This is a genomic window from Streptomyces canus (assembly GCF_001514145.1).
In the GTDB taxonomy this organism is placed as follows: Bacteria; Actinomycetota; Actinomycetes; order Streptomycetales; family Streptomycetaceae; genus Streptomyces; species Streptomyces canus.
In genome coordinates this window covers 7,222-19,382 of sequence record NZ_KQ948676.1, presented here as the reverse complement: position 1 = coordinate 19,382, position 12,161 = coordinate 7,222, and the positions used below count along the sequence as shown (strand labels likewise).

Annotated in this window: 13 protein-coding genes and 2 pseudogenes; 6 read left to right on the top strand and 9 right to left on the bottom strand. The window is 68.7% G+C overall.

What is annotated here, in order from left to right; all coding sequences use genetic code 11:
- Positions 1–2: 2 nt before the first annotated feature.
- The 6 genes from AQJ46_RS43330 to AQJ46_RS43305 are packed head-to-tail and all read right to left on the bottom strand — an operon-like array spanning position 3 to position 5,059.
- Positions 3–1,940 (bottom strand): DUF6603 domain-containing protein, encoded by a 1,938-nt coding sequence (locus AQJ46_RS43330; protein ID WP_059210860.1) that lies wholly within the window; start codon positions 1,938–1,940, stop codon positions 3–5.
- A gap of 14 nt (positions 1,941–1,954) precedes the next feature.
- The gene (locus AQJ46_RS43325; RefSeq protein ID WP_059210859.1) at positions 1,955–2,629 is read right to left on the bottom strand and encodes a hypothetical protein; all 675 of its coding nucleotides are present in this window, start codon (positions 2,627–2,629) and stop codon (positions 1,955–1,957) included.
- 19 nt (positions 2,630–2,648) lie between these two features.
- A complete protein-coding gene (locus AQJ46_RS43320) occupies positions 2,649–3,341 on the bottom strand; it encodes a M23 family metallopeptidase (RefSeq protein WP_059210858.1) in 693 nt (230 codons plus the stop codon).
- 9 nt (positions 3,342–3,350) lie between these two features.
- The gene (locus AQJ46_RS43315; RefSeq protein WP_059210857.1) at positions 3,351–4,070 is read right to left on the bottom strand and encodes a peptidoglycan-binding protein; all 720 of its coding nucleotides are present in this window, start codon (positions 4,068–4,070) and stop codon (positions 3,351–3,353) included.
- A 29-nt stretch (positions 4,071–4,099) separates the two neighbouring features.
- Complete coding sequence (locus AQJ46_RS43310; protein ID WP_059210856.1) at positions 4,100–4,558, bottom strand: hypothetical protein; 459 nt, start codon at positions 4,556–4,558, stop codon at positions 4,100–4,102.
- A gap of 15 nt (positions 4,559–4,573) precedes the next feature.
- On the bottom strand, positions 4,574–5,059 hold the full coding sequence (locus AQJ46_RS43305) for a hypothetical protein (RefSeq protein WP_059210855.1): 486 nt from the start codon (positions 5,057–5,059) through the stop codon (positions 4,574–4,576).
- Positions 5,060–5,365: 306 nt separating this feature from the next.
- Here AQJ46_RS43305 and AQJ46_RS43300 point away from each other — a divergent pair, with 306 nt between their 5' ends.
- From AQJ46_RS43300 to AQJ46_RS43285, 4 genes are all read left to right on the top strand, one after another.
- Positions 5,366–6,169, top strand: coding sequence for an AfsR/SARP family transcriptional regulator (locus AQJ46_RS43300; RefSeq protein ID WP_225887558.1), 804 nt, complete (start codon positions 5,366–5,368; stop codon positions 6,167–6,169).
- Positions 6,088–6,966: a peptidoglycan-binding domain-containing protein gene (locus tag AQJ46_RS43295; RefSeq protein WP_059210854.1), complete on the top strand. Its 879-nt coding sequence runs from the start codon at positions 6,088–6,090 to the stop codon at positions 6,964–6,966. The genes AQJ46_RS43300 and AQJ46_RS43295 overlap by 82 nt, the downstream gene beginning before the upstream one ends.
- An 84-nt stretch (positions 6,967–7,050) precedes the next feature.
- Positions 7,051–7,818: a peptidoglycan-binding protein gene (locus AQJ46_RS43290; RefSeq protein ID WP_059210853.1), complete on the top strand. Its 768-nt coding sequence runs from the start codon at positions 7,051–7,053 to the stop codon at positions 7,816–7,818.
- Positions 7,819–8,152: 334 nt separating this feature from the next.
- Positions 8,153–9,049, top strand: coding sequence for an RICIN domain-containing protein (locus AQJ46_RS43285; RefSeq protein WP_079072698.1), 897 nt, complete (start codon positions 8,153–8,155; stop codon positions 9,047–9,049).
- Here the strand turns inward: AQJ46_RS43285 and AQJ46_RS53140 are convergent.
- A complete protein-coding gene (locus AQJ46_RS53140) occupies positions 8,995–9,384 on the bottom strand; it encodes a DNA/RNA helicase domain-containing protein (protein ID WP_079072697.1) in 390 nt (129 codons plus the stop codon). The genes AQJ46_RS43285 and AQJ46_RS53140 overlap by 55 nt on opposite strands.
- Positions 9,348–9,758: a DNA/RNA helicase domain-containing protein gene (locus AQJ46_RS43280; protein ID WP_059210851.1), complete on the bottom strand. Its 411-nt coding sequence runs from the start codon at positions 9,756–9,758 to the stop codon at positions 9,348–9,350. Before AQJ46_RS43280 ends, AQJ46_RS53140 begins: the two co-directional genes overlap by 37 nt.
- 502 nt (positions 9,759–10,260) lie before the next feature.
- Here AQJ46_RS43280 and AQJ46_RS43275 point away from each other — a divergent pair.
- Positions 10,261–10,788, top strand: a complete 528-nt coding sequence (locus tag AQJ46_RS43275; RefSeq protein ID WP_059210850.1) for an LGFP repeat-containing protein — start codon at positions 10,261–10,263, stop codon at positions 10,786–10,788.
- A gap of 499 nt (positions 10,789–11,287) precedes the next feature.
- A pseudogene (locus tag AQJ46_RS43265) lies at positions 11,288–11,878 on the top strand (IS30 family transposase); the annotation flags it as partial.
- Here AQJ46_RS43265 and AQJ46_RS53135 read toward each other — a convergent pair.
- Positions 11,832–12,161 (bottom strand): annotated as a pseudogene (locus AQJ46_RS53135) (DDE-type integrase/transposase/recombinase); the annotation flags it as partial. The pseudogenes AQJ46_RS43265 and AQJ46_RS53135 sit on opposite strands and share 47 nt — an antisense overlap.

Below are 12,161 nucleotides of genomic sequence, written 5' to 3'. Positions count from 1 at the left end.
GGTCACACCTCCCAGGCCTCGACCGGCCGCACCCCGGCCAGACCGGCGTACAGCAGTCGCAGCTCCCCGTTCGTCGCCGACGGCGAGGCGGGCAGGGGGGCCGCGGTCATCGCCCAGGTCGACGCGGCCACGACGGGCGGCTCGTGGGACACGAGCATTTTCATTTCGGCCGGCCACCAGATCGGGTCCCGCAGGGAGACGGTGGCCGCGATCTTCTCGGCGTGCACGAGCGCCTCCAACCGCAGGAACCTCAGCAGGTCGAGCACCCGTGTCGGGTTCGGGTCGGGCACGACCTTCGTCTCCCAGTCGAGAGAGGCCGTGACGAACGCGTCTTCGTCCGGCTCGGAGGTGTCGGCGACGAAGCGGACTCCTGACCGGTACGTGTCGTACGCGGCGGCGGCCAACTGCTCGTCGTCGGTGAGCCTGCGGAACTGGCCGGGGGCGAAGCTGTCTGTGGTTGCTCCCGCGTCGGCCTCCTCGCCGCCCAGCGAGGCCGAGGCGACGTCCCACTGCTCGGCCGGTTCGACGAGCGACGATCCCAGGCGATCGATGTCCACCCCGAAAGGCAGGACGCGCTGCCGTGCGACGACACCGCCGTGCGGGTGGACCCGGCGCCCCTCGCCGATCTGCCGGTTGGCGGCGGGGGACAGCAGTACCGGGATCCGGTCGCCGCCCGCGGGGGGTAGCGCGCTCCACGCCTCCGGTCGGGCGAAGGCCTCTTCCAGCCTGCGCCGCAGGTCCGCGGGCGGGGCTGGCAGGGCGGGCGGCGGGTTGCCCCAGCGTTCGTCGAAGTCGAAGGAGGCGCTGAACAGGAAAAGGTCGATGCTGCCGCGCCCGACCGCGTGCCAGGGCGCGGGCCCTTCCAGGGTGAGGTCGAAGGCGACGCCCACCAGGGACTCGCCGAACACCTCGACCGACAGCGAGCCCCGCATCCGCGCGCTGAACGACAGGCTCGGCTCACGGTGGACCAGGACGTCGAGCCCGAACTGGCCGCGCAGCCCGCAGTCGGCGATCTCGGCGACCAGTGAGAGCTGGGCGCCGAACTGCAGGGTGTTGGTGGTGATCGCGAAGTACGCTTGGCAGCGCAGCTGGATCCATGGTACCGGCGAGAGGTTCATCGACAGCCGGTGCAACGCCGGCACACCCCGCGGGACCGCGAACGCCGGGTGGAAGCCGCCCGCGCTGAGCACGAACGTCGGATCGGGCCCGCCCCGGCTCAGCACCAGCACGTCCCCGTCGAGCGGCACCCCGGCCATGTGCGAACCACTCAGGCTCGCTATCAGGAACGCGCTGGGCTCGGCGCTGTCGTACTGTCCGGCGAAGGTGGCCTTGAGCTGGATCAGCGGCACCTCCGGGTCCGGCACCGCGACCCGCAGGATGCCGAGCAGGGACAGCCGTACCGGGTCGGGGACCTCGGCCACGACGGCCGCCGACAGGGAGACCATTCGGCCGCCCCACGAGATCTCGAACATCGGCCCGACGACGGTGCGCCCCGGCACGGTCGGGAACAGGGCCGGCAGCCGGGGGACGATCCGTTTCGCCGCCGCCACCGGGTCGGGTGGGAAGAGCAGTTCACCGGCGGTGCCGTCGGCGATGGCGGCGATCAGGGCGTCCCGGTTCACCGCCTTGTTGACGCCCACGACACCGCCGACGCCGCTCAGCGCGAAGCCGAGGCCCAGCTGGATGCCCGGCCCGGGGAAGGTGGCGCCGAGCAGCGCGACGAATGCCGGGCCGCCCGGTGCCGCTAGGTCCAGCTGCCCGAAGGCGGTCACCGTCGTGGCGGGCACGGTCGCGCTCAGCACGCCCGAGAACGAGCGGAACTGCTGGCGCTCCAGGCGGCCGCGCAGCCGCACCGGGGGCAGCGGGGAGTCGATCTCCACCGTCGCCGGGAGCCGGTCGTCGGCCAGCCGTTCCAGATCGAGTCCGAAGATGCCGCCCATCACTCACCTCAGGGTCAGACCCGGTCGGCCAGGAGGCCGTCCAGGGGGAGCAGGTCGAAGAAGTGGTGCTCGGCCGCGGGCTCGTAGCGGACGACGCCCCCGAAGTGGGGAACGCGGCTGGGTACTTCCGGGCGCGCCTGCCGGGCGGCTTCGTCCAGGGACTGGCACACGGGACCGTGCCAGTAGCCCGCGTCGTGCAGCGGGTCGTCGGCCGGCTCCGCCCCGGGCTCCGAGGAGTCCCGGCGGACGGGCAGATACAACCGGGGGACACCCTTGTCCGTGCAGGCCCGGGCCAGCACACGGCCGGTGAGTCCGTCCTCCGCCTCGTCGCCCGGGGCGAACTCCCGCAGCATGACCTGCAGGACCTGCTCGCCCACGCATGGCCAGCGCTGCCCGGAGCCGCCCTCGCCGTCCTCCAGCGGCCCGTAGCTTTCCGCGCCGCTGATGTCCGGCCGGGGGTCCTTGTCGAAGAACGCCCACCGCCATCCCTCGGCCCGCCCGTCGGCGTTGCCCGCGTGCGCGCCCTCCTGCCAGGCCAGCATGTAGCCGGGGTGGCGGGTTCCCGGGGTGGGGGGCACGTCGGGTGGCCGGCTGAGGCCCGCGTCGTAGCCGTGCTGCCAGCCCCTGACCTCGACGGGCACGAACATGCCGGGTTCTTCAGGGACCGGGTGGGGGTTGTGGTACGTCATGACGGGTTCCTCGTCTCCATCACCAGCTGGGTTTGGCGACATTGCCGTAGGACCAGGCGGAGCCCTTGGACATCTCGAAGTGCAGGTGCGGCCCGGTGGAGTTGCCCGTGGTGCCGACGGCGCCGAGCCGCTGTCCGGCGGTGACGTGCTGACCGGCCTTGACCTTGCGCTGCGAGAGGTGACAGTAGGTGTAGACGTGGCCGTTGTCCGCGGCCAGCCCGATCCACTGGCCGTAGGCTCCGCCATTGCCGTTCGACCAGGTGATGGTGCCGGCGCGCACGGCGACCACGGGAGTTCCTGTGTCGGCGGCGAAGTCCTGCCCGGTGTGCCGGCCGTGGCCGTCGGGCTTCCAGGCGTAGTTGCCGCGTTCGTAGAACTGGAACGAGACCTTGTGCCCGGGTACGGGCGAGCCCACCCGGCCGGGGTGTGACGCGGCGGGCGCGGCCCCGCCCGTGACGCGGAAGAGGCCGGTGAGGCGGCCGAGAGTGGTCAGGGAGGTCGGGCCCGGTACGCCGTCGGCGTCGGCTCCCTTGAAGCCCTGGGCGAGCTGCTCGGCCCGGTAGGCGGCCTTGGTCTGGTCCCCGAAGAGGCCGGTGGCCCCGTCGGGGATCTTGCGGCCACGCTTGATCAGGGCCTTCTGGACGATGCGTACGTCCTCGTTCCGCTTGCCGATCTGGACGTTGGACAGGGTGACCGTGGGTGGGGCGACCATGAGGAACTCCTAGTACCAGTGGGGAGCCCGCTGCGGATCCGCCTGCTGGACACGGGCCGTGAAGTTCGAACCGGACTTGTTCACGTGGTAGCGGTCGCGGACGTAGTTGACCGTCGCGCACATGCAGGCGACCACGTCGTACGGCGTGTTGGCCGTGCCCGCCTGGTGGTACGTGGCGAACGTGCCCGGGATGCACTGCGTGGCGCCCCGGGAGCAGTTCTGCGGGTGGCCGTCGGAGACGCGCGGGCCGCGCGCGTTCATGTCGGTCGTGTTGATGCGGAACTTCGGGTGATTGCTGGCGGACTCGCGCTTGGCGATGGTGGAGAGCGCCGGGACGCCGAACTGCGGGTCCATGCCGGTCAGTTCGCACGCCTTGCGGGCGTAGCGCCGCATCGCCTCCGCACCCGACTCGTCGCCGGGATCACGGAAGGTGACCTGGCCGAGGGTGAGCCTTCCGTTGCCGGCCGCGGGCGCGGCCCCGTCGTCCAGCCGGAAGAGGCCGGTGAGGCGGCCGAGGGCGGCCAGCGAGGTCGGGCCCGGTACGCCGTCGGCGTCGGCTCCCTTGAAGCCCTGGGCGAGCTGCTCGGCCCGGTAGGCGGCCTTGGTCTGGTCCCCGAAGAGGCCGGTGGCCCCGTCGGGGATCTTGCGGCCACGCTTGATCAGGGCCTTCTGGACGATGCGTACGTCCTCGTTCCGCTTGCCGAACTGGACCTTGGACACAGCGACCATGACGAAGCCTTCCAATCGATCCGCTGGATCTAGTCGATCCGGACAGGAGCCCGGGGATCGGCGAGATGGGGAAGGACGAAGTTGTAGCCGATGGCGGAGTGGCCGCCCCCGGCGGGACAGGCCCCCTTCTCGGCGTAGCCGTCGTAGAACATGGCCTGGCAGTTACCGCAGTAGCGCCAGTCCGACTGCGCGGTCGGAGTGCCGGCCACGTCGTGCGGGGGTACGTAGTGCTTGCCGGAAGCGACATGGCCCCCGCCTCCGGGACAGACGCCCTTGGCCGGATAGCCGTCGTAGAACATGACCGCGCAGCGTCCGCACCGCCGCCAGTCCGTCTGCGCGGTGGGCGTCCCGGGGACGTCGTTCGGCAGGACGAACATGTAACCGACGGCCTCGTGGCCACCGCCCGTCGGGCAGGCGCCCTTCTCCGGATTTCCGTCGTAGAACATCACGTGGCACTTGCCGCAGTAACGCCAGTCCCGCACTGACATATGGACCAACTCCCTTCAGTCCACGTGGTAGTAGACGTAGTAACAGGACTTCTCCTCCTCGGAGAAGGCGATCTTCGACAGGTCGCCCTGTCCTTGCTCGGTCTCGTCGATGATGACGGAGCCCAGCTTGTCGTCGTTGCCGAACGGGCTGTCGTCCTTCTCCCACAGGAAGACCGTCGTGGCGCCCTCCACGGGAAAGGTGAGTCCGACGGGAATCCGGGCTCCCGCGGCGGCCTCGACCGGGTCGCCCGGCGGCCACACCCTGTTGTCCAGACCGGGCGAGTCGGTCGTCGTGGCATAGAGGTCGTCCGGTGCCTCGTTCGCGGCGTCGCTGATCAGCCGGCCGACGCCGACGTTTCCGGTGAGCCGGTCGATGAGCTGGGCACCCGGCAATTCGTAGACCGGGGCAAGCAGAGTGTTGATCACCGCCCCGAGGTCGAAGTCGGTCGACGTTGCCGGCCGCACGCAGATGAACTCCTCGATGGTCGCCGTCGCCGTCATGGCGTCCTCCTGTCGGTCCTGGAGCCGGGCTGCCGGGCATCTCCCGCGCTCGCCTCTCCTGCGCCGCGTCCGACGCTACGGACGCGGTGTCAGCGCGGTGTCATCCCGTCGTCATCGGCGGTTCTGCCGGGCCCGGTTGCAGGGGGTGAACAGGAGTCGGAAAATGAGGAAGCGGTACGCGTCGTCGGGCCGTGCGACGTCTTGGGGGTCGCAGTCGAGGCGACGAACGCGACCGCGCGCCCTCGATGCGGCGAAAGGCCCGGCAGAGGCGCGCCCACGCGAAACTGCGCGCGCGAGGCGGTCAAAGTGGCGTCTTCTCCTCGGCTGAGACTGCTCGGCGAGTTCCGTCTGGAACTGGGCACCAAGCATGTCGACCTGTCCGGCAACGCCCAGCGGCTCCTGGCCTTCATAGGACTGAGGGGGCAGGTGTGCCGTACGGTCCTCGCCGGCACGTTGTGGCCCGACGTCACCGAGGGCCGTGCCAGGGGCAGCCTGCGCACCACGCTATGGAAGCTGCCTCGCGCCGAGCCGCCCCTGATCGGCTGTTGCGGCGACGTCCTGAGGGTCACCCCCGCCCTGCGGGTGGACGTCCACGCCCTCACCCGGACAGCGCTCGGTGTCGTGCAGGGCAACGACCCTGAGCCGCACGCCCTGCCGTCGCTGAGACTGCTGACCGTCGAGGATCTGCTGCCCGGTTGGGACGAGGACTGGGTACTACTGGAGCGTGAGCATCTGCGGCAGCTGCGGCTGCACGCGCTCGACGAACTGGCCGAGGCCCTGATACGGCAGGGCAGACCGGCCCTCGCGATCGAGGCGGCATGGGCCAGCGTGCGGGCGGAGCCGCTGCGGGAGAGCGCGCACCGGGCAGTCGTGTCAGCCCATCTCGCGGAGGGCAACGTCAGCGAGGCGGTGCGCCATTACGAGGCGTTCTGCCGCCTGCTGGAAGAGGAACTCGGCGTCGCACCCTCGCCCCTGTTCGCCCGGATGCTGCCCGAGCGAGCCGGAGCCGGGGGAAGGAAGGCAGCATCATGCACCAGAGCATCCGCGACTACTGGATCACCTTCAACGACCCGCTGGAAGGACGCGTCAACTTCATGTACCTGGACGTGAAAGGGTATGTGAGCACCGGCATAGGCAACAAGATCGACCAGACGGCACGGGACAATTCCGCACCCACCGTGCAGGAGCGGGCCGACTCACTGGCCGCCGCGGGCAGACTCCGCTGGCTCGTCAACGACGCGGACACGGAGGCGGCAGCCGAAGAGGTCGCCCAGGAATGGGACACCGTGAAGTCCCACATGGAACTGGCACCCTTCGGTCACAACAGCTTCAGGCCGCCCCTGACCCGCCTGCACGTGGCCGACGACGAAATCGACCGCCATGTTTTCGAGAAGCTCGACGAGATGGAGGCAGTGCTCATCGGCCGCGACGGCTTCGGTGAATTCGGCTCCTGGCCGGCCAACGCACAACTCGCCACGCTGAGCATGTGCTGGGCGATGGGCCCGAAGTTCGGGTTCCCGAAGTTCCAGGGGCACGTGGGAGTGCGGAACTGGGCGGGGGCCGCGGACGAATGCCACTTCACCCCGGACGTCGGCACGATCAGGATCCGCAACAAACTGGACCGGGCACACTTTCTGCTCGCCGTCGACGCGGAGTCCCAGGGTCTGCCGCTGGAGCAGATCGTGCTGGACTTGTCGGACGTGTTCGGCGTCCAGGGAGCCCTTCTCGCCCTGCACGTCACACCGCTGACCCAGGACGGCGTGGACGGCCCGCTCACCCAGGGCAAGGTCAAGGAGTTCCAGACAGCCAACGGCCTGGTCGAGAACGGAGCGTTCGACGACTCGGACACCCGGTCCGCGCTCGCCTCCCAGCTCTCCGCACAGGGCTTCGTCGTGTCCGGCGCCTGACCTGCGCGCCGACAGCGAAGTGATGGGGGAAGTGACGGGGGAAGACACAGGCTCACCGGCGAACAGACGGAGAGGTACGGCATCATGACCGCGTTCACCCTCGACATGTCCGGCCCGTTCCAGCCGGGGACAGGCGCCACCGACCTCGGCGGACCGAACGTCGGCGGCCACCAGCCACCGCACTGGTACGAGCAGTACGGCATGGACTTCGGCGCCGCCGAGGGCACCCTCGTCCGCGCGGCCTTCGACGCGCACGTCACCCGGTACAACCCCCACGACCCGGCCGCCGACACGCCCAAGGTGTACGGCGCCCAGCTCTTCATGCGCGCCCCCAACGACATGATGGGCGGCTACTACACCCACATCACCGATGTGCCGGCCGGACTCACGGTCGGCTCCACGGTCGCCAGAGGCGATCCGCTGGGCACCGTCTGCCGCAGTGGCCCGACCACAACCCATCTCCACTGGGCTCTCGTCGAGATCATCGGCGGCGCACCGGCCGGCCAGTACCAGGGTGTCGACCTCCATGAGTTCTTCCTGGGCATCACCGGCACCGACACCGCGGCCTCGGTGACCTTCCCACAGGACGGCTCACCGCCGATGCCCGGCGGTGGCGCAGGCCACCCCAGGGCGTTCCATCTGGCGGGCGTCCGCGGCATCCAGGAAGCCCTGACCGCCCTCGGCTACGACCCTGGCCCCATCGACGGCATCGACGGCCCGCGCACCCGGGCCGCGGTGAGCGCCTTCCAGCGGGATCAGAGGCTGGCGGAGGACGGGCAATGGGGAGAGGCGACGCATGCCGTGATGGTGGCGGCTCTGCAGGCCAAGGGGTTCCTGGTGGATGGGGACTGAGTCATCGGGTGGTGAGGTCGCCTCATCGGCCGCAGTGGATCATTGCAGTAGTGGCGATCATTGGCGCAGCTCGGACCGCCATTGCGGAACGGCTGCCGCCGCATTGATGACACCTGGCCCCGGAACGTGGTCCCGCCCAGCGCCGTGGCCTCCCATGGCACGCAGGTGACCGTGTATCAGGAGCGTCCGATGCCTTGGCACAGCAGTGCAGTGCTTCCGCCTCCGGCGGATACCTCAGGTGTCAGAAGCCCAAGGCCCCCGCCGGTGCACGTGCGGGCAGGCAGGAGTGGATGCACCATGGAATAGGGGACAGTTTTCGGCACTGGGAGCACTTATGTACGCATCCCGCCGCCTCCGGAAGGCGTTTTCCGCTTCTGCGACTGTCGGGCTGCTGGTGGGCGGGATACTGACTGGTGCCAGTCTCGGTGCCGCGCATGGGGTAAGCGCGGCACAGCATGGACCGGACGACTGCCGGCCAGGCTACGTCTGGCGTGCGACGGACACGGAGGACCACGTCTGCGTCCAGTTCCTGGAGCGCCAGATCATCAACGCGCAGAACGCCCTGCACCGCGACCGCAGTGACGCCTTCGGCCAGTGCCTGCCCGGTTTCGTCAAACGCCGTGCCGTGCCTCGGGACTTCGTCTGCGTCACGGAGGCCGAGCGCGTCGCGGTTCGCAAGCAGACAGAACGTGCGCCCATCAACTGGCAGGCGACGTACAGCCGGGTGTACCCCGACAGCTACGTCCCCTTCCCATTTGCGTACGCCAATCGGGACTACAAACTGAGAAGCGCGTACACGAAGAAGCGAGAAGGCCAACAGGTACTCTACGCCGACGTGTTCCAGGGCAGCACCGCCGACGGCGCGGGACTTGTCACCTGGCCTGGCACCGGCGGCGCCAACCAGCGCTTCACGTTCCGCCGCCCCGGAAATGACCTAGCCTACCAGAACATCTTCGAGATCGTGGCCGCGCACAGCGGCAAGTGCCTCGACGTCGAGGGATGGGGCACGCATGACGGCGCGCGGGTTATTCAGTGGCCCTGCCACGGCGGCAACAACCAGAAGTGGTATCTGGAGCGCCGCGCCGACAACCAATGGCAGATCCGTTCTCTGCACAGCGGCAAGTGTCTTGACGCGCACAACCCCGCCCTGACCGCACCGCCGCAGGGCACCCGCCTTCAGCAGTGGACCTGCCTAGGTGGACAGAACCAGGCCTGGCAAGTGATCAACTGAGCTTCCAGCACCCGCCATTGCACTGCACGCAGACAGCGCACATTGTCGACCGGGCAAGGCCAGTGCAGTGCGCCCGCCGGTCCTGCCAGGTTGCGTCCAAGGAGATCGTCCACCCAGGTGGCGTAGGCGGTGGAGCCGTTGCAGCGGAACGAGCCTTTCAGTTTGAGGCGGTGGTGAGTCCGGCCCAGTGCCCGGGCGGTGTCGCGCAGTTCGTCCACGGTGGTGCCTTCGCCGGGGCGGATGATCTGGCGTTCGTCGAGGAACACTACGGCCAGCGGCACCTTGCGCAGGACCTCGGTCAGGGCAGGTGGCAGCCTGTCGTCCGTCCTGGCCATGCGCTGGGCCTCGTCGATGATGACGGACCCTGCGTGCTGTCGGTGCTGTACAAGGAGGAGACGGGTGGGAACAGGTCACGGGCCTCCGCGTGTCCGCCGGCGGTTTCGAGTAAGTGGGTGCGCAGGGTTCCCGAGGGCGTGACGAACCGCGGCAGGCTCGCGTTGCGGTGACGCATCAGGTAGCCGAGCAGGCGCACCGCGAGAGCGGTCTTGCCGCTGCCCGGCCCGCCGCTCACCGGGACGACCGGACCCTGGGCGTCTCCCTCCAGCAGATCGGTGACGAGTGCGCGGATCTGCAGGTAAGCGTGCTGCCGGTCACTGAGGAGCGCGAGGATCGTCTGCCCCTTGAGCCCGTCACCGACACCCCGTCCCATTTGCCGCGAGAGACGGGATGTCGTACATAATTCATCTTCCTGGGACCACTGGACGGGGTGGCGGTCAGCGGATTCCAGCCGGGCGCCCGGACCACAGCAAGCCTGGCGGTTTGAGTGCGAAACGGTTGAACAGTTATCTCAATTCGTTGTAGCTGAGACGATTACCGACTGGAGAAGTCGGAATTTCGGGTTTGCAGACCGAGGGGCCCGGGCTCAGACTCAAGACGAGGGACAGTGACGGATTCAGACTTTGTCGGTGCACGGTCTCTTCGGGAATCTGGCAGAACGGGCAACGCGTTGTCGTGGGCGAACTGAGGGCGTGTCATCCGGGTGCGGAGGTCAGCATTCCGCGCAACGAGGCCAGGGCTGCCGCACTGGAATCACCGCATGAGGCCGCTCACCCGCATGGCTGTTCAGGCTTTTGACGACAGGGTTGACGACAGGGCGAAGAAGACCGCTCTGCAGGCACTCAAGAACCATTCGGAAAGCCGGGTGAGAAGTCATGACAGCGATAGACGACAAGTGGACGCAGGTTGAGTGGATCGGCGCGCCGGCCGATGCCGGGGCCGGTGCGGCGGAGGGTCCCGAGCCCGACGGCCGCGGCCGATCCCGCGACTACCAGAACGGATCGATCTTCTGGTCGCCCCAGACCGGTGCCCACGAGGTTCACGGCGGCATCCGGGTCTGCTACGCGCGACTCGGCGGGACGGGCGGTTTTCTGGGCTATCCCGTCACCGACGAGACGGGCACCCCTGACGGGGTCGGTCGCTACAACCATTTCGAGGGCGGTTCCGTCTACTGGACGCCGGCGACAGACGCGCACGAAGTCCACGGTGCCATACGCGACCTCTGGGCGAGCATGGGCTGGGAGCGCAGCTACCTCGGCTACCCGGTCTCAGACGAGAGCGGCTCACCGCAATCCCGCTACAGCACCTTCCAGCACGGGCGCATCACCTGGACACCGTCAGGCGGGGCCGTAGCCGATCACAGTCAGTCCTACGGCGACGACAATGTGGGGGAAGCTGTCTGAGGCGATGACGCGATGCGGCCGCCGCCCGGTCCCCTCGATGACCGGCCCGGCCGGCGGCCGACACGCTCTGTATCACGCCTCCTGCGTCATGGTTGAGCGGCCTATCACAGCGGCGATCGGGCAGTCGAAAGCCTCATTTTACGCAGGAGGTTCCCTGTCTAATCACGAGCGAGTCTCCCTCAAGTGAGGCAGCGCAACCTACAGACAGGGGGGCTCCCTCCCCCCCGCTGTAGCGGCAGATGTCGCTAAAAGGGCTCAAGCGCTGCCCGATGAGGACAAGGCCGAGCTGGTTGCCGCCCTCACCCAACGCACCACCACACCAGAGCATCGACAGGCCGCTGCTGAGCGTGTAGTCAGAGCGCTGCCACGGGAGCAGCAAAGACTGATCGAGACCGTGCTGGGCAAGCCTGACGAACACACACGGCAGGTCCTCGGGTCTGATGCAGGTTCGGGTGAGGTTGACCTGCCCCACGGTTTGGGTTCCACCTGCGGTGGCTAACCGGAGGTCATGATCAGCGAACGCCCGGCCGAGGCCGAAGACCGTGCCGTCCCCGGGCACTGAGAGGGAGACTTGATCATCGGGCTGCACCGGTCGGCGATCGGCACGCTGGTCGAGCGGACCACCCGGTCCACCATGCTCGTCCACCTGCCCCGCGAGGAGGGGTACGGCACCATCCCGCGGACCAAGAACGGGCCCGCCCTTGCCGGCTATGGCGCACTGTCGATGAACAAGGCACTCACGCCGGTCATCACAACGCTTCCCGAACAGCTCCGGCGGTCGCTGGCCTGGGACCGCGGCAAGGAGCTCTACCAGCACGCCCAGTTCAAGCTCGACACTGGCGTCGCGGTCTACTTCGCGGATCCGCACAGCCCCTGGCAGCGCGGGACGAACGAGAATACGAACGGGCTTCTCCGCCAGTACTTTCCCAAGGGCACCGACCTGGCCAGGTGGTCGCCGGAAGAGCTCCATGCCGTGGCTCACGCCCTTAACAGCAGGCCCCGGAAAACGCTCGGTTGGAAGACGCCCGATGAAGCCCTGAATGAGCACCTACCATCGGCCCAGGAAGCTGGTGTTGCGAAGACCGGTTGAATCCGCCCTGCGATCCGCGATCGCTGTGCAGGATGCAGCCGTCGACCTGGCCGCGTCGGGCCACGGCGTTGTCCAGGGCGGTCACGGCCAGGCGAGACTCGTCGATGGAGTAGCCCACGATCCTGTTGCTGAAGGCGTCCTTGACCGCGCAGAGGTACAACTTCCCTTCGCCGGTGGCGTGTTCGGTGATGTCGGCGAGCCATAGCCGGTTCGGGCCGGATGCAGTGAAGTCGCGGTTCACGAGGTCGTCGTGCACCGGCGGGCCGGCCTTCCTGTCCTTGGC